Source organism: Methylobacterium sp. UNCCL125 (genome assembly GCF_900116795.1).
Classification (GTDB): Bacteria; Pseudomonadota; Alphaproteobacteria; order Rhizobiales; family Beijerinckiaceae; genus Methylobacterium; species Methylobacterium fujisawaense.
Genome location: NZ_FPBW01000053.1, coordinates 1 through 20,212, shown reverse-complemented (window position 1 = coordinate 20,212; position 20,212 = coordinate 1). Strand labels below are relative to the sequence as shown.

Genomic DNA, 20,212 nt, shown 5'->3' with positions numbered 1-20,212 from the left:
AGCCGGTGCGCGTGGTGACCGTTGCGGCGGCCAATCGCACGGCGCGGGTCGCCTGGGCGATCATGACCCGCGGCGGCACCTACCGCGCACCGGCGGCCACGGCCGCCTGACAGCACGCAGAGGAGACGTTGCCAGGTTGCGAGGACGATGAGAGTTGATGGCGAACCGGTCAGACCGGGAGCCGGGACACCCCGCCGCTAGTCCAGGGCGTCATAGCCCGCAAAGCAGAGTGGGACCCAGCTCGCGGATCCCATCAGGGCCAGCGGTCAACATGAACGACTGCATCGACAGGCCGGACACAAGACTGCACCCGACCAACCCGTCAGAAGCTCAATTCGCCACTTGCAATGCGGGAGCCATCCACACAGGACCTCGGGAACATTCGCCGCGGATGGCGGCGATTGTGGCCATTTGATCGAGGGTGCCGTCGCGGGCGGCTGGCATTTCGGCCCCCTGGGCGGACGGGACCTTCATCGGGGCAGCGTGCTCGGACCGCCCCGGCTGCCTGCCCCGGCGGCCTGCCCCGGCTGCGGCGGTTACTTGCCATGCCGCGTCAGCCACGCCTCCATGTCGGAGATCTCCGTGGCCTGGGCGGCGACGATCTTCTGGGCCATCGCCTTGGTGGCGGGATCCTTGGCGTGTTTCAGTGCGACTCCCGCCATCGCGACCGCGCCTTTGTGATACGGAATCATGTGGGCGTGGAAGTCGACCTCGGGGTCGCCGGTCGAGGGAATGTCCATGTCCCTCATCATCGCCGAGTCGGCGACCTTGAACTCTCTGGTGGAGGCGTCGTCCTCCGCGTCAGACTTCATCGAGCCCATCTCCATGCCGGCCATGGAGCCGTGATGATGGTTCGCACCCTGCGCCAGGACTGGGCGGGCCAGCCCGGTCGACAGCCGCGCGACAGCGAGACGTTTCGGTTTCGGGGCAGGAGGTTTCCTCTCCAGGGTGGAGGGCCTCGAGTTTTCCGCTGTCGGTCACGCCTCTCGGGCTCGTGAGTTGCACGGCGCTGTGCGGGCTGTCGTCCAGCGCCGCGGCCTTGCCGGTCGGGCGACTGCCGTCGACCAGGTCCGGGGGCGCCTGAGTGGGCCTGCCGCCGACTACCAAGACGAGGATGCTGAAGTCGGTCGCCGCGACCGATTTCCGATCCTCGGCAGGCAGGAACGACAATCTCGGATTATCGGGTTTCGCTAATTATGGAGCTATTCGAAGATTAACGTTGAGTAAATATCTTATTGCCGCACCAATGGCGGCTCTGAATGTGCATAGCGTGTAAAGACAAAGTCACGGTCTGCTGAGACGCGAGCGTGGCATGGCGCGCAGGTCTTCATCAGGTCTTCGCTCCGATTGGGCTTGCCTCCTTCGAATTGGCCGTATCCCCATCCGCCCGTATCGGCAAATTTTTCAGAGTCCTTGACGCTGAACTGCACGTTCGTCGGGGATCCGGGAACGAACGATTGTGTTTGGCCGAAAACCGCATCGTTTTCTGCGGACGACACATACTCCCAAGCCAATCGCGCGATGATAGCGCCATCCGGGAATGGGCGCGTTCCTTCCCGATATGCCTTGATCGCGATGTCGTTTCCGAGAACGGCACGAATGTCGTTGAGCTGACCCGCTTCGTGCGCCACGCTGATCAATTGCCAATCGCGGTACCCTGCAGGAAGTCGAATGCCGAAGATCGGTGAAGCATCGTCATCAGCGCTTCCAGTCGGCCATGGCGTGAAGGCCCCGATGCAGGCGCCCATGATGCAGGCCCCTAATCGAAGCGTCGCAGTTCTCATGGTGTCCTCCCCTGGACCCTGTGCTGAACCATTTCTCGATTGATAAAGCGCCGGTATTTGTCGTCCGATCCATGTAGTGGCCTCAGTAGAGGCCGCCACACGCGACTCAAAGCGCTCCACGTGGTTTCGCCGCGTCGGTTCCAGAAGCCTGTAGCACGCAGGCCTCGACCAGCCGCGAGAGAGCCTCTGCGACACGCCTCGGATTGCTGTCCGTCAAGCCGTGACGCTCCGCCAGCCACAGGGGGTCGTCGTAACCGACCCAAGTCCGGTCCGCCGGATCACACCACACGAGGGCGCGCAGGGGCAGGTCAACGCCGATGGTTTGGTTGGCCTGCATCAGAGGCGTTCCGCCTTCCGCCCTGCCGAACACGAGCAGCTGGGTCGGCCGTAGATCGAGGCCGGCCTGGACCGCCGCGGCCGCATGATCGAGTCTGAGGAAGACCGCCAGGCCGCGCTCCGCCACGGCGCGGATAAGGTTGTCCATGGTCTCGCCGGGCCGGAACTGGCTCTCATGCTTGATGAAACCGGCCGTCATGGGCGAGGCTCCTGATCCCAGCGAGCCGCCACCTCGTCCATCTCGGCCGCCAGTTCGCTCGGGGTCAGGATACGTTCGGCGAACAGGATGTTGTCGAACGCGGCGATCCACCGCCCGTAATAGCTGAGCGCGCCGACCCTCTCGGCTCCAAACGCCTCGCTCCCCCTGCGCTTCTCCTCCGTTTTGAGGATCGTGTGGAAGTCGAGCACGTCGGCGCGGGCGTGGCAGCGTTTCTCCCAGGGCTCAAGTTCGTGTTCGGTCCGCTGAATGAGCTCACCGTCCAGGCCGCCGATGTCGTTCGGCAGCCGCTTCAGCAGCATCTCGGTCTGGGTCATCGGTCGGCTCCGGCGATTGGGACCCCGACGGGCGCCACGCCGATCATCGTGTCGCGCGTGACGAGGGCAGCCAGTTCCCCCTCGCCCCAGCCTTCCGCCCCCGCCCGGGGTATCGCGGTCGTTGCCGGTCCAGGGCTGGCTGGAGCGGCCGTGCCCACGCCTGTCATGCGCGATGCAGCGGTACCCCTGGCGGCCGAGGAAGAACATCTGATCTTCGAAGGCGTCGGCGCTGAGAGGCCAGCCGTGGCTGAAGACCACGGCTTACCCCTCGCCCCAGTCCTTGAAGTAGATTTCGGTGCCGTCCTCGACCGTGATCGTGCCCATTCGCGGTCCCCTCGCGTGCCCTCTGCACCTCAGCGACCGGCAACGTTACGGTCGAGGAAGTCCCGAATCATGGGCGCCATGACGTCGAGCTTGTCTTCGAGGGCGAAGTGCCCGGTATCGAGCAGATGCAGCTCGGCGTCGGGCAGGTCTCGCAGATACGGATGCGCGCCGTCGGCCGGGAAAATGGTGTCGTTCCGGCCCCAGACGATCAGCGTCGGCGGCTTGCGCTCGCGAAAGAAGGCCTGGAATTGCGGGTAGAGCGGTACGTTGGTGCCGTAGTCGCGGAAGAGGTCGAGCTGAATATCCTTGTTGCCCGGCCTGTCGAGCAGCACCTGATCGTGCAGCCAGTTGTCCGGATCGATCCGGGTTACATCGGCCACGCCGTCGACGTACTGGAACTTCGTCGTTTCCGGCGCGACGAGGACCGTAAGAGCCTCGCGCCGTTCCGAGGTATCCTCGCGCCAATAGGCCTTGATGGGATCCCAGAACGCCTTCAGCCCCTCCTCGTAGGCGTTGCCGTTCTGGACGACCAGCGCGGTGACGCGTTCGGGATGCTTGAGCGCGAGCCGATAGCCGACCGGGGCCCCGTAATCCATCACGTACATGGCGTAACGGTCCACCCCCAATCGGGAGAGCAGTCCGTCGACGATGTCGGCGTAGTGCGCGAACGTATATGCGAACTCCCGGTGGTCGGGCGCATCGCTGCCGCCGAAGCCCGGGTAGTCGGGTGCGATGACACGGTAGCGGTCCGCCAGAAGCGGAATGAGATTGCGGAACATGTGCGACGAGGTCGGGAAGCCGTGCAACAGCAACACGACCGGAGCATCCGACGGGCCCGCCTCCCGGTAGAAGACGTTCACGTTTTCGACCCGGGCTGCGCGGTAATAGGTGACCGGAATGCTGGTGAGATAGGTCACGTAGCCCCCTTCGCATCAAATCACTTGATCGAATTTAACGTATTGCGATCGACAGCAGAACATCTAAACTGCGAAATCGCTGATTTCGCGGGGCGGAACAATGATCGACCGTCTCGATGCGATGCGGGTGTTCGTCACCGCCCTGGACGAAGGGAGCCTCGCATCCGCTGGCCGACGCCTCAATCGCTCGCCCGCCGCCGTGACACGGGCCATCGCGGCTCTTGAGAGCCATGTCGGAGCCCAGCTCCTGCACCGGACGACACGACAATTGCGGTTGACCGAGGCCGGCGAGCGATACGCCGCCGTCTGCCGTCGGGTGCTGACGGATTTGGAGGAAGCCGACCTCGCCGTTACCGGGAACCGGGTTGCCCCGCGCGGCGTCCTGACCGTCACGGCGCCGGTGATGTTCGGGACACGGGTTTTGCGCCCGGTCGTGGGTGAGTTCCTGAAGGCATACCCTGCAATGCAGGTCCGCTACCTGCTGCTCAATCGGATGACGAACCTCCTCGATGAGGGCATCGATGTCGCGCTCCGGATCGCCCCGTTGCAGGAGGCCAACGTGATAGCGGTACGCATCGGCGAGGTGCGCCGCGTTCTGTGTGCGTCGCCGAAGTATCTGGCGGGCCGGCCGCCAATCAGGTCCCTGTCCGATCTGGCGCAGCACGACTTCATTGGTATCGAGCCCACGAGCCCGGACGATATCTGGAGCTTCCCGCCCTTAGACGGAGCCAGAATTCCCCGGACGGTCCGGGTCAAGCCGCGCCTGATGGTCAACACCGACGAGGCCGCCGTCAGCGCGGCGGTCGACGGCGAGGGCATCGCCCGGATCTTCTCCTATAAGATCCAGCACGAAGTCACGGGCGGCAGCTTGGTCGTTCTGCTTCCCGAGGCCGAGCCGCCTCCGGTGCCCGTACATCTCATCACGCTACCGGACAGGATGTCGCTCGCCAAAGTGCGGGCCTTCATGGACTTCGCCGCCTTCCGCCTCAAGGCCGACTTCGACTGCACCCGGTTGCACCCCAAAGACCGCCATTCCTCCCGGGACCGGCTCGACGCCGAGGTCTCGCGCCGGAGATTGACGCCGAATTGAAATGCCGCCGGCCGGCCGTCGAGATATCCATGATTGGTCGCGGCGTGGATCTCGCGGCGTTCCAATCCTTCACCGCCTCAACCGCGGATCGTCCTGCGTGACGCGGCTGCGCAGCGTGTAGACACCGCTTCCGGACAGGATGGCACTCCGGGCGAGAAGACGGCCGCTCTGCCAGTTCGACAGCCCGAGCTCGGGCTGGTTCAGGGCGTATTGCCCGTCGACCCATCGGGTGAACCCGTCGCCCACGAAGGGCGCGTTCACCGTGTCGTAGAAGCGCCGATGCGCCTCGGGGTCCTGACTGATCAACGATGCGGCGAAACGCGGGCTGTGGCGATTGAACAGCGTCACCGCGTGATCGAGGTCATCCACGATCTTCAGGCTGACCTCGGGCGTGTCTTCCCATTCCCACTCGTGTCCGAGATCGTCCTCGGACTGGATCTCCGTCAGCGGCTCGGTGCGTTCGCCTTCGGCGCGCCGGACGCGGACGGTGGCGGTACGCCAGCCGTCCGGCAGGACGGTCTCGTCGCCTGCCACCGCGTGTAGTTTGCATCCGAAGCCGCGTGCGCGGCCGGCGGATTCCAGGGCCGCCAGGAAAACCGGCACCAGATCCGTCACCCGGGCGCGATGGATGCAGCACACGTTCAGGGTGTTGCAGACCTTTCGGTCCAGAGACGCGTCGACAGCCGCGGAGAAGCGCTCCGCATCCGCATCGCGGTCGGCAATCATCCACGCACCGCCGGTTCCGTGCAGGCTGACCGCCGTGCCGGCCTGTCGTGCGACGCTCCCGAGCTGGGCGACGGCCCGACCCGACCCGCGCGCCACCGCCAGCGAGAGCCGACGGTCAGCGAAGAGGGCCCAGCCTGTCGACCGTTCCGCGCTCTCGACGAGCGAGATGGCTCCGGGCGGTAGGCCGGCCTCATCGAGCGCGGGAACCAGGGCGTGCCGCATGATGGCCTGTGCGGTGCCGAGCGCGTCGCTGCCGATGCGGAAGACGGCCGTGTTGCCGCTGCGCAGGACGCCCGCTGCATCGGCGAGCACGTTCGGGCGCCCCTCGAAGACGAAGCCGACCACCCCGAGCGGTGCCGCCACCTGCGCGATGGTCCAGCCGGGATGGTCGATGCGCTCGACGACCCGACCGCGCAGCGTCTCGCTGTCTCGCCACGCCCGCAGGCCCGCGATCATATCCTGCCGCATCCGGTCGGTGGCGACGAGCCGGGTCGTCGAACGGCCGCCACTCTGGGCGCGCTCGACATCCTGCCGGTTCGCCTCGGCGATGGCATGCCAAGCCGAAGGGTCATCGAGGCGCGCGGCGAACCGGTCGAAGAACCGCTCAATCGCCTGATCCGGTACGGCCGACATCGCCATGAAGGCGGCATGCGCACGGTCCACCGCGGCGGCCGCCAAGGCGATCTGAGCCGCCGGGACGTGGAGGAGGTCTCCGGTCTCCTGCAGGACCAGCAGATGGTCACCGGGCTGGAAGGCCTCCGCCAGTTCCGGCGTGATCACGGTCACGCGGTCACCGCCAAAAGGCACAGGAGTTCCCGATACGAGGCGCGCGAGGGTCGTCGTCATGGGAGCGGGCATAGGGCGATCTCGGTGTGGAAACCAAGCCGTGTCGTCGTTGAAAGCGACCCCTCGATCGAGCGGTGTGACGCCGGGAGGCGCGCCAAGGGCTTCTCGGTCGCTCCGAAGGGATCCGGTCGGCGGAAGGAGCACGGCCCCGGCATCACCATACCGGGACGGTGGTGACCCAATCGCAGCACGCCTCCCGCCCGGATCCACGCGTTCACGGCGTTGATCGGCGAGATTGGCGATGGGGGGCGCCCTTGGCCCAGGCCGCAATCGAGCGTCCCGCTTCGTCGCGACCGGACTTTTCAAGACCGGTGACCAAGATATCGACGAGGCGCATGGCCGACTGCCTCCGGTCCGGCCCGGAGCTGATGTTGGCCACACTGGCCACCGCCCGCAGCAGGTCGAGCGGCTCCATGCCCAGTTGGATCTCCCCCGCAGCGACCGCGCGGTCGCACAGCATGGCCATGGCCTGCTTAATCTGGGCGCCGGATGCCGCATACAGGCCGGCCGGCCCGTCGGCCACCGCATTGAGGGCCTCGGACATGCCTTGCTTGGTCGCCATGTAGTCGACGAACACCAGCATCCATTCCCGCAAGGCCTCAGTCGGGGAACGGGTGGCTGTGAGCCGTTCCGCGGCCTCGGCGAGATGGGCGGTCTCATTCCGGTAGACCGCCTCGATCAGGGCGTCGCGGGTCGGGAAATGACGGTAGAGCGTGCCGACCCCCACGCCTGCCGCGCGCGCGATCTCCTCCAGGCCAGCGGCCGCGCCCTTCTCGGCGAAAGTCGTCTTGGCCGTGTCGAGCAGCCGGAGGCGATTGCGCTGGGCGTCGGCGCGCGGCCTGCGGGCTGTCACACGAGGTTCCTCGTCGTCCACGGGCGAAGCGCCTCTTGCTAAACGGAGGGTCGCTCCGTATTTAAACGGAGGCAACCTCCTCTTATCGACTCGGAGGCCGGCGAACAATGGCGTCGCGGGCGACGGGCGAGGTGTGTCCACCGACAAGGAGAGCACCATGGCCGCAACATTCGGAGCGACCTCGACCACCGAAGAGGTGCTCGCCGGCGTCGATCTCAGCGGAAAGCGCGTGCTCGTCACGGGCGTCTCGGCCGGGCTTGGCGTGGAGACGGCCCGCGCCCTCGCGGCGCACGGGGCGCATGTCGTCGGCACGGCGCGGGATCTCGCCAAGGCCGCGGCGGCGACTGCCGTAGTCCGCGATCAGGCGGCGCATGGCGGAAGTCTCGAACTGGTCGCGCTCGACCTCGCCTCGCTGGCCAGCGTCCGTGCCTGCGCCCACGCCTTGCTGGCGGACGGCAGGCCGTTCGACGTCGTCATCGCCAATGCCGGCGTCATGGCCACGCCGCTGGGTCGCACGACCGACGGCTTTGAGACGCAGTTCGGCACGAACCACCTCGGCCACTTCGTGCTCGTGAACCGGATCGCGTCCTCGATCCGGGACGGTGGCCGGCTGGTCATGGTCGCCTCGTCCGGTCATCGCTACGCGGGACCTGATCTGGACGATCCGGGCTTCGAGCGTACGCCTTACGACCCGATGGTCGCGTACGGGCGCTCGAAGACGGCCAACATCCAGTTCGCGGTGGAGTTCGACCGGCGGCACAGGACGCGCGGCGTGCGGGCGACAGCTTTGCACCCCGGCGGCATCGAGACCGAACTCGGCCGGCATTTGGGCCAGGGCGCCGTCGCCCAGTCGGTCGAGAGGATCAACGCCGACCTCGCTGCGGCCGGCAAGCCGGCATTTGCGTGGAAAACCATCCCTCAAGGAGCTGCCACATCAGTTTGGGCGGCTTTCGTGGCGGCGGCGGAGGCCGTCGGCGGCCGCTATTGCGAGAACTGCCACGTGTCCGAGATCACCGACGGGTTGATCACGCCCGTCAGCGAGGGCGTGCGCTCCTACGCTTTGGATCCCGAACGCGCGCGTGCGCTCTGGGCTAGAAGCGAGGACATGGTCGGCGAACGGTTCTGATATTGCAACCCGGCACCTCCGGGCCGGACCAAGCCGAACATCGGATGTCCGCCTTTGAAATCTGGCGCCTCGAAGCGGACAGGTAGAAATCAACCCTGCGTGGTCCTCCCGCTCCGACCCATGCCGGCCCTGCTGACAGTCGTCGGCGCGTTCCGAACGCAGCCATTCAGCGGCCGCTTGGCAGCTTCGGTTCGAGGCGCAATCCGGACCGTCGGCTTTCGCGCAGCGGCCCAGTTACCACTCGTCTCCCGGACGGGACACGCGCGTGGGTCTGCAGGAAGACCGAGATCAGTCGAAAGAGCGGGTTTTGCAAATGGGGCTTCTAGCCGGTTGTCGCGGGGCGCGCCTGGATCACGGGCGCGGCCGCTGCCAGAATTGAAGCGGCGTCGCGTGTGAGGGGAGGGTAGATGCGGCTGCCATTGATGAGGCGCTTGGTAGCTTTGGCCGCTGCTCCGTCGGCAATTAGGCGGTCGCGATCCCAGCCCGACGTGTAGACTGCCCCCCACGCGCCGAGATCGAGCACAGTTACGTAATCAGGTGCCGCGAACGGCAAGCAAAGATCCGACCGTCCTGCGAGATCGTAGACTGCATTGTTCCCTGCGAAACGACCCATCGGGCGCGCGTGTTGGCAAGACATCACCGTGGTGTGTCCCGCATCGTCGGCTGTGGCCACGGCCACGTCGCCGGCCGCGAACACGGCCGAAATCCCGATGACCCGCATCATCGCGTCCACGGGCAACCGACCGAGTGCGTCGTGCGTCACGTCTAAATCCTCGGCGAGGGGATTTGCCCGCATGCCCGTGGCACAGATGACCGTCAGCGCCGGGATGTACGTTCCATCACTGAGCGTCACGCCCGTCGAATCGATCGTGGCAACGCCGGTGCCGCTGATGCATTCGACGGCAGCTGCGGCGAGAGCCTGTCGAATCGCCGGCATTGCGGCTCCGCCCATCGTGGACCCAACCTCGACAGAGCGGTCGACCAGCAGCGTGCGAACCGGGCCAGTTGCTCCGGCCCGATCGCGGGCAGCCGCGAGGCGAGCAGGCAACTCGCAGGCGAGTTCTATCCCGACCAAACCACCGCCGATCACGACGGCGGTCCAGCGGCCGGCTTGGTCCGGCCTCGATCCGCAGCGGCCCAAGTCTCGGAGGTGACTCGCGAGCTGGCGCGCGCCGCCAAGCGTATCAACGTCGCAAGCCAGATCGACGCCTGGTATCGGCGGCCGGGTCAGCCGGCTCCCGGCGGCGAGAATCAACCTGTCGTATTCGAGCGCTATCGGCTCAGGTTTGTCCGCGACGCGCACCATCAGACGACGACCGGCGGCGTCGATCTTGGTCACGCTGCCCTCGATCCGGTCGACGTCGATGGGATCGAGCACCTCGTCCAGTGGCACGGCCAGGGGCGTGAGGTCGGTCTCGTAGCATCGCACCCGGATAGAGTGGAACGGATCTGGCGCAACAAGGGTGATCGCGACCTGGTCTGTCAGCCCGAGTTCGACGCGCGCCCGGGCAGCAGCCGCGGCGCTCCAGAGGCCGGCAAAGCCGCCGCCAACGACGACGATGGTGCGTTTGGCCATTGGGATCTGCCCCCGCATCCGGTCTATTCAAAACAATGATAGCAGATCGTGAATGGCGGCCGTCGAATTCACGTGGGGCCTTAACTGGACTGAGGCCATCGCTGGGATGGATCGCAAGCGGACGGCGCGGCGCACTCCGTTTCCAGCGATCGCTGCTGGTCTGCTGACCTGCGGACATGCACTCTCGGCGGTCCTGTCGCTGCACACCCATGGCAGCCGTCCGGCACCTTCAGCGCAAGGTAACGACCAGATCCCGGCCTTTTGCCCCGAAGCGGACGTTTCCTCTCTGAGTCAGCTTGGCCATCGGTACTGATCAGCCTCGATGTTTGTGGCAGACGAACGAGGCCGCGTGTGATGGATATGTCGGTGACGGAGATCTACTCAACCTCTCGATCGCCTATGGCGTGATGTTTTTCCGCTACAGTTGTTTCTGGTGCAACGCTCATACGCCTTGAAGTTTCGTCCGCTCCAATCCGGCGTGTTTGCCATGCAGGCCCAAATGCATCTCTGGGTGTCCATCGGATCTTCTTTTGACAATGCCGGCGTTGTGATGAGGATCCCTAAGATGAATGCCGCCGGAAGTTTCAGATTTTGCATGTCTTGCTCCAAGGAAACAAATTTTAGACGATCTTTGATTTGGGGCGATTTTTAAATATTGAGTGACGTGATTCTGGGTGACGTAAATCGCTTCCAATATATGCCTGCCTTACAAAAACGCGACAATGCACCGCAACTTGGGCCGATTCGATCAAATCAGTCTTCGATTTAATACATGCCAAATGAGATTTGACAAGCTGCAATCGGTGATTGGGGCTGATCCAATTCTTACTCGAACGGGCAGATTGAATGGCCTGATGATTTAGACAATCGAAATCGGACAATAATATTTGACTGGTGCCGGCTGTGTCGCTGTCCGCTCCCTCGAATCGATCTATCGAAGATAATTCGATAGGTTATCATCAAGTTTATTTTGTATAACAATTTTTTTATTGCTATAAAACGATCTTCGCAAGATATATAGAGTTCCGCGATTGAGCGCGACGGTCGCATCTGGTCCCAGTAAACCTCGCGCACAGTCGAACGATCGCAAGGATGAACGCTTAAGTTAATCTGCGTTTATTGGATAGTTTAGAATATAATCGGATAATAACAGCGTTGTCGTGACGCTTTACCTGTGACCGGATGTGGAAGATCACCGAAGGAGAGTTCATCCATCGTTATTTTGTTTATTCACAGGCTTGTTATAGAGCTGCCGTTTCTTCCTAATAACTCAATTTGCGACCGCTAAAATTCGTTGATTGTTACGGGCGGCTGTAAATGGATCAAAATTATTAAGCTTTCCCGAAGTTCTCGTTCCTCCGAGCGCCGCTGATGGGGCTTCCCGCGACCGCGGAGCTTGCTGGTGAAGCTGACGGCGGCCGGCTGGATTTGCGAAGGCGCATGGCTTCAATTGGCGAATGGCCGCCGAGAAAAGCCGCGCTACTGGACGTGGTCGGCAGGATCGTTCCAGCGAGGATTTATACCAACTCTCACTGATCAGAACCCATGAGCCCAGGCCCGCAGGCCGATGGACATGATGCGCCAGGGCTGGTCCTTGAGCGTGTTCCAGGCGCCGCGGCACTGATCGAGGATGGCCTCGTATGACGCAAAGATCCGGTTGCCGAGCCAGTTCTCACGGATGAACTGCCAGAGGTTCTCGACCGGGTTCAGTTCGGGCGAGCGCGCTGGCAGCGGCAGCAGCGTGATATTGGCCGGCACGATGAGCTTCTGGGTCAGGTGCCAGCCAACCCGATCGAGCAGCCGCACAGCGTGCGCACCGGCGGTGACGGCCCTGGCGATCTCGGCCAGATGCAGGTTCATCGCCTCGGTGGTACAGCGGGGCATGACGAGCCCGGCGGACGGTCCGCCGCCGCGACGGCTTCGAGACCGTGGTGCGCGCGCTGATGGCGGAATCCGGCTTCGCGACCACCGAATCCCCGCGCACCGGCGATGTCGGCCTCGTCGCGCACCCGCGCGTCGGGCCGGCCTGCGCGATCCGCTGCCCGCTGGGCTGGGCGGTGAAGAGCCCCGCCCACCTCGCGCTCGGCCCCTGGCCGGCCCGCGTGGCCTGGCGCGTCTGATGCCGGCCGCGATCGGCGCCGCCCTGATCGGCGAGCTGGCGCTCGGCGCCACCGCCGAACTCGTCGTCGGCGACGCGGTCGTGACGGTCGGCACCGTGGCCCTGCAAAACGGCGCCCAGGCCCTGCTCGGCTCCGACAAGCGGGCCGATCCGCCTTGGAGGCTTCGGTGCCCGTCATCGACCGCGATTACACCAAGTTCTTGAAAGCCGGGAAGGTGGATGAGGCGCGCGATCTCCTTGAACGGCAGACGCCTCTCTCGTTCTTCGGCTCTCGGGACCATGGCGATGGGCTGCTCACCGCTGGGTTGCGCCGGAAGGCCGTCCAGTACGACATCGGCAATCCGCTGACGGCTGCGTCGATGACCCGGCACGCCCTCTCGGCCGCCTTGTACGCGCCGATCCGGGTACTTCTGCGTGAGGATGACGACGATAAGATTGCCTTCGAGTACGACCGTCCGGTCGGTACCCTCGGCCAGTTCGGGAATCCGCAGGTCGATGGCGTCGCCGGCAAACTGGATGAACTCCTCAGGCGCGTGCTCACTGCGGCTGCCGAATGAAGTCAGGCCCTTGTATGCGTCGCGGATCGGCCCAGCCTCGGCTTCCACGCGGCGCACGATGGGAAACAGTTGAAAGGTTTCCGCAATGGCTGGCGTCCGCCGCATCGGGCTCGTGCTCTGCCCGGATTTCGATTTCATGGGCTTGGCCGTGACCTCGCCCTTCGCCGTGGCCAATCGATACGTCGCCGACACGACCTACGACATCCACGTGCTGTCGGAGGCGGGCGGGCTCCTTCGCTCGGGGTCCGGCCCTGCCGTCGAGACCGAGCCGCTGAGCGAGCCGTCCGCCTTCGACACGATCATCGTCGCCGCGGGCATCAGCCTGCCCGAGCCGAGCCCAGATCTCGTCGCCTACCTGCGGGAGGCGGCCCGTTCCACGCGGCGCCTGGCGGGCCTGTGCCTCGGCGCCTTCGCCCTGGCCGATGCCGGGCTGCTGAGCGGGCGGCGCGCCACGACCCACTGGCGCTACGCGCCGCAGTTCCGCGCGCGCTACCCCAACTGCGCCCTCGACATTGACAAGATATACGTCGCGGACGGCAACCTCTGGACTTCCGCCGGCATGTCGGCGGGCATCGATCTCGCCGTCGCCATGGTCGAGCGCGACCACGGCCGGCAGGTGGCCCGCACCGTGGCGCGGGGCCTCGTCATGGAGCGCCGTCGCGCCGGGGGCCAGGCCCAGCACTCGGCCCTGCTCGATTTCGATGCGCCGAGCGACCGGATCCAGAGCGTCCTCGCCTATGCGCGCCAGAACCTGCGGCGTCCGCTGACGACCGAGGATCTCGCGGCGGTCGCCTGCCTCAGCCCACGCCAGTTCACCCGGGCCTTCCGGACCGAGACCGGCGTCTCGCCGGCCAAGGCCGTCGAGGCCATGCGCGTCGAGGCCGCCAAGCACATGCTGGAGCAGAGCCGCCTGCCCATCGAGCAGATCGCCGCCGCGGCCGGCTTCGCCAATCGCGAGCGGATGCGCCGGGCATTCCTGCGTGTCCAGGGCGACGTCCCGCGGGCGATCCGCCGGACTGCGGGTCCGCTCGCCGTCGTCTGACGCGGCGGCATGTCCGAAAACGAGGCAAATATGACGTAGTGGGTGCCGAGACCTCTGCTTAAGCATGGCCTTAGGGTCTAATTACTGTCGGGGAGTCGCGGTCATGGTGAGCCTGACGATTAACGGTCGCCACTATTCCGTCGACGCCGAGCCCGATACTCCGCTGCTTTTCGTCCTACGGGATACGCTCGGCCTGACCGGCACAAAATATGGCTGCGGCATCGCCCAATGCGGGGCCTGCACGGTCCATCTCGACGGACAGGCGACGCGATCCTGTCAGGTGCCTTTAGAGAGCGTCGGCACCCAGGCCGTCACGACCATCGAGGCAATCGAGCAGGACGACGTCGGCCGGAAGGTCGTGGAGGCCTGGGTCGCGTTGCAGGTGCCGCAATGCGGCTACTGCCAGTCCGGCCAAGTCATGGCCGCCACCGCCTTGCTGAAGCAGACCCCGCACCCGACTGACGGCGACATCACAGAGGCGATGACGAACCTCTGCCGCTGCGGCACCTACAACGCCATTGCCGCCGCCGTGCGGCAGGCCGCCGCCTGAGGAGTCCGCGATGCATCCGCTCCTCCGCCCCGCAGCCCCCTCCCGCCGCCGAGTCCTCGCGGGGGCCGGCGCTGCCCTCGTCCTCAGTGCCCTCCTGCCCGCGCGAAGGACCCACGCCGAGGCGCAGGGCCCCGCCGAGGGGGCGGGTGCCCTCGCGCCGAAGCCGGGGACGCGGGTGGCCGCCTTCCTGGAGATCCATCCGGACGGCACCATCAAGCTGCTCAGCCCCTTCGTGGAGGGCGGCCAGGGCATCGCCACCGGCTTGGCGCAGATCGTCGGCGAGGAGCTCGACGTGCCGCCCTCCCGCTTCGTCGTGGAATGCGCGCCGCCCGGACCGGACTACGCCGTCGTCAACGGCATCCGCATGACCGGCGGCAGCTTCTCGACCCGGTCGAGCTACGAGATCATGCGCCGCCTCGGCGCGACCGCCCGCGACCTGATGATCCGCGCGGCCGCGGCCCGGCTCAAGGTGCAGGACGGCGAACTCACCACCCGCGACGGTGTGGTGCTTCACGCGGCAACGAGCCGCGTCCTCTCCTACGGCGACCTCGCCGCCGATGCCCTGAAGCTGAAGCCGAACGAATCCGTCCCCCTGCGCGACCCGGCGACCTTCCGCTACATCGGCCAGCCCGTCCCCCGCCTCGACGTGCGGGACAAGTCCACGGGCCGGGCGATCTACGCCATCGACCAGACAGTCGAGGGCATGCTCTACGCCGCCGTGCAGCACGCGCCGCGCCTCGGCACGGAGCCGATGAGACTCGCGAACGAGGCCGAAATCCGAGCCATGCCAGGCGTCCATTCGGTGCACCGCGTGCCCGGCGCCGTGGCGGTCGCCGCCGACAGCTGGTGGCGGGCGCGCAAGGCGGTCGAGGCGCTGAAGGTCGAATGGTCGGCCGCCAAGCCCAGCGGCATCGACACGGTCGCTGCGGATTTCTCGTCCGACGGCATGCTCGCGGCCCTCAAGGCCTCGGCGGATCCGGGCCACATGGCCGAGGAAGAGGGCGACGTGGCCGGCGCCTTCGCCAAGGCCGCCAAGGTGGTGGAGGCGGAGTACGAAGCCCCCTACCTCGCCCACGCGCAGCTCGAACCGCCCTCGGCGATCGCGCGCTTCGACCGTGACGGAACCCTCGATGTCTGGCTTCCGAACCAGATGCCGGAGGTGTTCCAGGCCGTGTCGGCGAAGGTCGCCGGGCTGCAGCCGGCCCAGGTCCGCATCCACTCGCCGATGCTCGGCGGCTTCTTCGGCCGGCACTTCACCTACGACGCCGGCAACCCGTTCCCGCAGGCGATCCTGCTCGCCAGGGCTACCGGCCGCCCCGTGAAGGTGCTGTGGTCGCGCGAGGAGGAATTCAGCCGCGACGCCGTGCGCCCCCTGAGCTTCAGCCGCTTCCGCGCGGCCCTCGACGCCTCGGGCCAGCCGACGGCGATCGAGGCGCGCACGGTCGGGGAAGGCCCGATCGGCCGCTACTTCGGCATGATGATGCAGACGCCCGTCGACCCGTCGGCGGTCGAGGGCATCGTCGAGAAGCCCTACGCCGTGCCCAACCGGCGCATGACTTTCACGAAGGTCGCCCATCCGGTCAACATCGCGTTCTGGCGCTCGGTCGGGCACTCGATGAACGATGCGTTCTACGAGAGCTTCCTGGACGAGGTCGCCCAGGCCGGCGGCCAGGATCCGTTGGCCCTGCGCATGGCGCTCCTCCAGGGCAGCGCCCGGCACCGCACCCTCCTCTCGACGGTGGCCGAGATGTCCGGCGGCTGGCAACGCGGGCCCTACCGCGCGGAGGGCGGGATGCGCGCCCGCGGCCTCGCCATGGCCTCGCCCTTCGGATCGGAGACGGCGACCATCGCGGAGGTGTCAGTGGAGGGCGGCGAAGCCCGCGTCCACAACCTCTGGATCGCCTTCGACCCCGGCAGCATCGTGAACCCGGCCATCGTCAAGGCGCAGGTGGAATCGGCGGCGGCGCTCGGCCTGTCCTCGGTGCTGTTCGAGCAGATCGTCTACCGGGACGGCGTGCGGCAATCGCAGAACTACGACACCTATCCTGTCCTGCGGCGGGAGCACATGCCGAAAGTCCATGTGCGCATCGTCGAGAGCGGCGCGCCGATGGGCGGGGTCGGTGAACCGGGCCTACCGGGCGTGCCGCCCGCCGTGCTCAACGCCATCGCGGCGCTCACCGGGCAGCGGATCCGCGCGCTGCCGGTCGCCAACAGCAAGCTCACCGCTGCCTGACGAGGTTTTGACCATGACACCGCACACAGGCACGGCCCTCGTCACGGGCGCATCGTCGGGGATCGGCGCGACCTATGCCGATCAATTGGCCGCCAGAGGCCACGACCTCGTCCTCGTTGCCCGTGACGCCGCCCGCCTGCGGGCGGCGGCCGAGCGCATCGGGCAGGCGACCGGCGTGGCCGTCGAGGTCCTGCCCGCCGACCTGACGCGACCAGCGGACCTCGCAACGGTCCGGCATCGCGTCGCCACGGACGCGCGCCTCGCGCTCCTCGTGAACTGCGCCGGGCTCGGGCCTCTCGGGCCGTCGCTCGACAGTCCTGCGGATTTCTACGACGGGATGCTCGACCTCAACGTCCGGGCCTTGCAGACCCTGACCTTCGCGGCGGCGAAGGCCTTCGCAGACCGCGGCAGGGGCGCCATCGTCAACGTCTCCTCGGTCGTGGCCCTCATCCCGGAGCGCTTCAACGCCGGCTACGCCGCCCAGAAGGCCTTCGTGCTCGCCCTGACGCAGGGGCTCGCGGCCGAGATCGGCGGCAAAGGCGTGCAGCTCCAGGCAGTGCTGCCCGGCGTCACCCGCACCGAGTTCTTCGACAGGGCAGGCGCGGATATCGGGCAGATCCCCGCGGAGATGATCATGGAAGCCCGCGACCTCGTGGCGGCGGCCCTTGCCGGGCTCGACGCGGGCGAGGTTGTGACGATACCCTCTCTGCCGGATCCTGCCGATTGGCAGGCCTTCGAGGCCGCCCGGTTCCATCTCGGCCCGAACCTGTCTCGCCGGGCGCCAGCCGCCCGATACGGTTTCGGCTGACAGCACTGGCCTACGGGGCCTGCGTGGAGGACGAACGTTCGATGCTGCAGGTCGTCTTGGAAGAGCAGAGTACGTCGGACTCCGAAGCCACCCTGATCGCCCATCGTCCGCCGGAGCGACCGAAGGGTCCGGGCGGCTGGCGGCAGGTGGAGGCCCTGCCCATCGGCCTGTTTGCGGCGGTGATGGGCCTGACCGGCCTGAGTGTCGCTTGGACGATGGCGCATACCCGGTACGGCGTCCCCCTCTGGCTCGGCAAGTCCATCGGGCTGATGGCCTGCGCCGCTTTTGTCGCCCTCGCGGCGGGCTACGGCACCAAGGCTGTCATCGCGGCCCCGGCGGTGAAGGCCGAATTCCGCCATCCCATCGCGGGCAACCTGTTCGGCACGCCGCTGATCAGCCTGCTCCTCCTGCCGATCCCCCTGGCGCCCTTGAGCCTCACCCTCGCGCGCCTGCTCTGGATCGTGGGTGCCCTCGGCATGACCCTCTTCGCGTGGTGGGTCGTGACCCGATGGCTGAGCGACCGGCAGCAGGCCGCGCATGCGACGCCGGCCTGGATTGTGCCGGTCGTCGGCCTCCTCGACGTGCCCCTTGCCCTTCCGGTTCTGGGCCTGCCGCCGATGCCGGGCGTGATGGTGTTCTCACTGGCCGTGGGACTGTTCTTCGCCGTGCCCCTGTTCACGGTGATCCTGTCCCGCCTGCTGTTCGAGCCCCCGCTCCCTGCCGCCTTGCAGCCGTCGCTCCTGATCCTCGTTGCGCCCTTCGCGGTGGGGTTCTCGGCATATGTGGCCACGACGGGAACGGTGGATCTCTTTGCGGAGGCGCTCTTCGCGGTCGCCGTGTTCCTCCTCGCCGTACTGCTGCCGAAGCTTGCCCGCTTCGGGCGGAGCTGCCCCTTCCGCGTGTCGTGGTGGGGCGTGAGCTTCCCCCTCGCCGCAGCATCCGTCGCGACCTTGCGGGTCGCGACGGCGCAACCGGGCGCGGCGATCGACATCTTCGCTGTCGGCCTGCTCACGCTCGCAACGGCGGTGATCGGATGGCTGCTCGCCCGGACCCTCGTCGGACTCGCCCGCGGGGAGCTGCGCACGCTGGCGCAATGACCGGCGAGGGCGACAGGTCCCGGCTCACCCGCGACGAAGAGTTTGAACGTCCACATTTGAGAGGCTGCGAGAGCTGGCTGTGTGGCCGCAAAGGGTGCGTCACTGCCAGCTTAGAGGCGGAACTAGCGTTCGGTTACAGGAGCCGCACAAACGCTCTTAAAGGACTGCGTTGGATCGCTTCCGGAATGGCGGCTTGGGGTGGTTTTCTGCCCGGCCGCTTTGCGGCAGCCATGCATGAGAGCGGACATCGTCGACACGCGCTCTGGCGACCGGAGACAAAAATGGGTGCAATAGCGCTGATAGAAGAAGTTAAGCGATGGGCTTTAATGTGCGGCTAGCTTTGCGACCGAGATGCCGACATGAACCGCATTGCAATGACAGGGTTAATTCTATCCGGTGGGATAATCGCGCTCGCTCCATTTGTCCCGTGGAAGCAATTGGCGGCGCATGGAGTAGTTCGAAAATATCATATCATTCAAGTGGCCCCAACGACATTTACTGAAACGAAATCGTTCGGATCCCCAGTAGTGCACAAAATTTTACAGGCGAAAATTCAAACTTCTACAGCTTCGAATACCGAGGATTTAGAAATATACGCTAAAAACTTCTTCGATGGAGAGCTCAAACATAAGGCCGACGAACAGCAGATTGAAATGGTATGGATTACTTTCTACTTCGCGGATACGCCTGACCAAATGAGCGGTATGGTGCGAACTTTTCGCGATATATACATTCGCGATAATGGAAATTGGCAGCGGTTCCAAAAACCTACTGGTCAACGCACATAAAGCTCTACAGACTACCCGAGATCGAAGTTGTCAGGCGACTGACGAATGGCTGCTTTCGGGGCAGCCGCAACGGCGGTCCGGACGGCTGGGTTGGGTCGCTTCCGGAACGGCGGCATGGAGTGGTCTCGAGACGGTCTGCTTCTACTGCAGATCGGGCCAATGTGCTGGTTCGGAGTCGGGAGCCGATCGACGAATTGCTCCGTCCGCGCGGTAGAAGGCTCAGGGCCTCTCCGAAGATGGTCCGGTCTGTGCTTGCCCCTGCTGGCCACCCGATCGTGTCGGTCCCTGTCGTCGCTGGGCGCGCGGCCGGACGATGGGTTTGCCCCCAATGGAAGGGCGGCGCCCCTTCTTACTCCACCCCGGTTCCCCCATGCCCGAATGCCTCGTCTTCCGCGTGCCCGCGCAGCATCCCGCCGACGTCTCCCAGGTAATGGGCCTCGTCGCTTCCGGGGCGGTGGAGGTGACCGAGATCGTCGCGATCTTCGGCAAGACCGAGGGCAACGGCTGCGTGAATGACTTCACCCGGCAGCTTGCGGTGATGGCCCTGGAGACAGCACTCGCCACCGCCCTCGGCTGCACGGCGGCGGAGGTCGGAGCGCGGATCGCCCTCGTCATGTCCGGCGGCACCGAAGGCGGGCTGTCGCCGCACTTCCTCGTCCTCGCCCGGCGTGACGGCCCCGCGGTGCCGGTGGGCAAGGCGCTCGCCATCGGCACGGCCTTCACGCAGGAGTTCCGGGCGGAGGCGATCGGCCGGATGGCGCAGGTCGAGGCGACTGCGGCGGCGGTCGGCCGGGCCATGGCAGAGGCGGGGCTCACCGATCCCGCCGACGTGCATTTCGTGCAGGTGAAGTGCCCGCTCCTGACGAGCGCTCGGATCGCCGAGGCGGCCGCCCGGGGCCACGGCGT

The 20,212-nt window shown here is 66.0% G+C and carries 20 protein-coding genes and 3 pseudogenes; 13 read left to right on the top strand and 10 right to left on the bottom strand.

Going from position 1 to position 20,212, the window contains the following annotated elements; genetic code table 11:
- Positions 1-110, top strand: a pseudogene (locus tag BM396_RS32025) (IS110 family transposase); the annotation flags it as partial.
- A 426-nt stretch (positions 111-536) separates the two neighbouring features.
- On the opposite strand, the gene BM396_RS30540 reads toward BM396_RS32025, so the two are convergent.
- The 6 genes and pseudogenes from BM396_RS30540 to BM396_RS30515 form a co-directional block, all read right to left on the bottom strand.
- On the bottom strand, positions 537-896 hold the full coding sequence (locus BM396_RS30540) for a DUF305 domain-containing protein (RefSeq protein WP_043387783.1): 360 nt from the start codon (positions 894-896) through the stop codon (positions 537-539).
- Positions 897-1,232: 336 nt separating this feature from the next.
- Positions 1,233-1,748, bottom strand: coding sequence for a cytochrome P460 family protein (locus tag BM396_RS30535; RefSeq protein ID WP_244539017.1), 516 nt, complete (start codon positions 1,746-1,748; stop codon positions 1,233-1,235).
- 142 nt (positions 1,749-1,890) lie between these two features.
- Entirely contained in the window at positions 1,891-2,319 is a 429-nt protein-coding gene (locus BM396_RS30530; protein ID WP_043387782.1) for a DUF302 domain-containing protein, read from the bottom strand.
- On the bottom strand, positions 2,316-2,654 hold the full coding sequence (locus BM396_RS30525; protein WP_043387781.1) for an SH3-like domain-containing protein: 339 nt from the start codon (positions 2,652-2,654) through the stop codon (positions 2,316-2,318). Before BM396_RS30525 ends, BM396_RS30530 begins: the two co-directional genes overlap by 4 nt.
- Positions 2,655-2,762: 108 nt before the next feature.
- A pseudogene (locus BM396_RS33580) lies at positions 2,763-2,978 on the bottom strand (alpha/beta hydrolase); the annotation flags it as partial.
- Positions 2,979-3,007: 29 nt separating this feature from the next.
- The gene (locus BM396_RS30515) at positions 3,008-3,895 is read right to left on the bottom strand and encodes an alpha/beta fold hydrolase (protein WP_043387780.1); all 888 of its coding nucleotides are present in this window, start codon (positions 3,893-3,895) and stop codon (positions 3,008-3,010) included.
- A 121-nt stretch (positions 3,896-4,016) separates the two neighbouring features.
- On the opposite strand from BM396_RS30515, the gene BM396_RS30510 reads away from it, so the two are divergent.
- Positions 4,017-4,985, top strand: a complete 969-nt coding sequence (locus BM396_RS30510; protein WP_244539016.1) for a LysR family transcriptional regulator — start codon at positions 4,017-4,019, stop codon at positions 4,983-4,985.
- Between the two features lie 69 nt (positions 4,986-5,054).
- Here the strand turns inward: BM396_RS30510 and BM396_RS30505 are convergent, their stop codons facing one another.
- Positions 5,055-6,497: an aldehyde dehydrogenase family protein gene (locus BM396_RS30505; protein ID WP_244539015.1), complete on the bottom strand. Its 1,443-nt coding sequence runs from the start codon at positions 6,495-6,497 to the stop codon at positions 5,055-5,057.
- 274 nt (positions 6,498-6,771) lie between these two features.
- Positions 6,772-7,431 (bottom strand): TetR/AcrR family transcriptional regulator, encoded by a 660-nt coding sequence (locus BM396_RS30500; protein ID WP_244539014.1) that lies wholly within the window; start codon positions 7,429-7,431, stop codon positions 6,772-6,774.
- Between the two features lie 136 nt (positions 7,432-7,567).
- On the opposite strand from BM396_RS30500, the gene BM396_RS30495 reads away from it, so the two are divergent.
- Positions 7,568-8,536, top strand: a complete 969-nt coding sequence (locus BM396_RS30495) for an SDR family NAD(P)-dependent oxidoreductase (RefSeq protein WP_043387778.1) — start codon at positions 7,568-7,570, stop codon at positions 8,534-8,536.
- A 322-nt stretch (positions 8,537-8,858) separates the two neighbouring features.
- Here BM396_RS30495 and BM396_RS30490 read toward each other — a convergent pair whose 3' ends face one another.
- Both BM396_RS30490 and BM396_RS30485 read right to left on the bottom strand, forming a co-directional pair.
- Positions 8,859-10,112: an NAD(P)/FAD-dependent oxidoreductase gene (locus BM396_RS30490; RefSeq protein WP_043350446.1), complete on the bottom strand. Its 1,254-nt coding sequence runs from the start codon at positions 10,110-10,112 to the stop codon at positions 8,859-8,861.
- Positions 10,113-11,648: 1,536 nt separating this feature from the next.
- Positions 11,649-12,008 (bottom strand): annotated as a pseudogene (locus BM396_RS30485) (transposase); the annotation flags it as partial.
- 35 nt (positions 12,009-12,043) lie between these two features.
- On the opposite strand from BM396_RS30485, the gene BM396_RS33070 reads away from it, so the two are divergent.
- The 10 genes from BM396_RS33070 to BM396_RS30450 form a co-directional block, all read left to right on the top strand.
- On the top strand, positions 12,044-12,232 hold the full coding sequence (locus BM396_RS33070; protein WP_051976278.1) for a hypothetical protein: 189 nt from the start codon (positions 12,044-12,046) through the stop codon (positions 12,230-12,232).
- Positions 12,232-12,435 (top strand): hypothetical protein, encoded by a 204-nt coding sequence (locus tag BM396_RS33065; RefSeq protein ID WP_170867529.1) that lies wholly within the window; start codon positions 12,232-12,234, stop codon positions 12,433-12,435. The genes BM396_RS33070 and BM396_RS33065 overlap by 1 nt, the downstream gene beginning before the upstream one ends.
- Positions 12,399-12,788, top strand: a complete 390-nt coding sequence (locus tag BM396_RS30480; protein ID WP_244539013.1) for a DUF302 domain-containing protein — start codon at positions 12,399-12,401, stop codon at positions 12,786-12,788. The genes BM396_RS33065 and BM396_RS30480 overlap by 37 nt, the downstream gene beginning before the upstream one ends.
- Positions 12,789-12,873: 85 nt before the next feature.
- A complete protein-coding gene (locus BM396_RS30475) occupies positions 12,874-13,830 on the top strand; it encodes a GlxA family transcriptional regulator (protein ID WP_043387777.1) in 957 nt (318 codons plus the stop codon).
- A gap of 103 nt (positions 13,831-13,933) precedes the next feature.
- Entirely contained in the window at positions 13,934-14,380 is a 447-nt protein-coding gene (locus BM396_RS30470) for a (2Fe-2S)-binding protein (protein ID WP_043352353.1), read from the top strand.
- 10 nt (positions 14,381-14,390) lie between these two features.
- Positions 14,391-16,613 carry a xanthine dehydrogenase family protein molybdopterin-binding subunit gene (locus BM396_RS30465; RefSeq protein ID WP_043387776.1) on the top strand — a complete coding sequence of 741 codons (2,223 nt, stop codon included), beginning with the start codon at positions 14,391-14,393 and terminating at the stop codon, positions 16,611-16,613.
- A 13-nt stretch (positions 16,614-16,626) separates the two neighbouring features.
- Positions 16,627-17,421, top strand: a complete 795-nt coding sequence (locus BM396_RS30460) for an SDR family NAD(P)-dependent oxidoreductase (RefSeq protein WP_043387775.1) — start codon at positions 16,627-16,629, stop codon at positions 17,419-17,421.
- 41 nt (positions 17,422-17,462) lie between these two features.
- Entirely contained in the window at positions 17,463-18,518 is a 1,056-nt protein-coding gene (locus BM396_RS30455) for an SLAC1 anion channel family protein (RefSeq protein WP_043387774.1), read from the top strand.
- Between the two features lie 359 nt (positions 18,519-18,877).
- Entirely contained in the window at positions 18,878-19,306 is a 429-nt protein-coding gene (locus BM396_RS32425; protein WP_139239577.1) for a hypothetical protein, read from the top strand.
- 370 nt (positions 19,307-19,676) lie between these two features.
- On the top strand, positions 19,677-20,212 hold a 536-nt coding region (locus BM396_RS30450), incomplete at its 3' end, for a ring-opening amidohydrolase (RefSeq protein WP_244539012.1).

Coding starts and splice junctions, on each gene's coding strand:
- BM396_RS30535 (WP_244539017.1), bottom strand. CDS start 1,748: ATGGGCGCCTGCATCGGGGCCTTCACGCCATGGCCGACTGGAAGCGCT.
- BM396_RS30530 (WP_043387782.1), bottom strand. CDS start 2,319: ATGACGGCCGGTTTCATCAAGCATGAGAGCCAGTTCCGGCCCGGCGAG.
- BM396_RS30525 (WP_043387781.1), bottom strand. CDS start 2,654: ATGACCCAGACCGAGATGCTGCTGAAGCGGCTGCCGAACGACATCGGC.
- BM396_RS30510 (WP_244539016.1), top strand. CDS start 4,017: ATGCGGGTGTTCGTCACCGCCCTGGACGAAGGGAGCCTCGCATCCGCT.
- BM396_RS30495 (WP_043387778.1), top strand. CDS start 7,568: ATGGCCGCAACATTCGGAGCGACCTCGACCACCGAAGAGGTGCTCGCC.
- BM396_RS30490 (WP_043350446.1), bottom strand. CDS start 10,112: ATGGCCAAACGCACCATCGTCGTCGTTGGCGGCGGCTTTGCCGGCCTC.
- BM396_RS33065 (WP_170867529.1), top strand. CDS start 12,232: ATGCCGGCCGCGATCGGCGCCGCCCTGATCGGCGAGCTGGCGCTCGGC.
- BM396_RS30475 (WP_043387777.1), top strand. CDS start 12,874: ATGGCTGGCGTCCGCCGCATCGGGCTCGTGCTCTGCCCGGATTTCGAT.
- BM396_RS30470 (WP_043352353.1), top strand. CDS start 13,934: ATGGTGAGCCTGACGATTAACGGTCGCCACTATTCCGTCGACGCCGAG.
- BM396_RS30465 (WP_043387776.1), top strand. CDS start 14,391: ATGCATCCGCTCCTCCGCCCCGCAGCCCCCTCCCGCCGCCGAGTCCTC.
- BM396_RS30460 (WP_043387775.1), top strand. CDS start 16,627: ATGACACCGCACACAGGCACGGCCCTCGTCACGGGCGCATCGTCGGGG.
- BM396_RS30455 (WP_043387774.1), top strand. CDS start 17,463: ATGCTGCAGGTCGTCTTGGAAGAGCAGAGTACGTCGGACTCCGAAGCC.
- BM396_RS32425 (WP_139239577.1), top strand. CDS start 18,878: ATGAACCGCATTGCAATGACAGGGTTAATTCTATCCGGTGGGATAATC.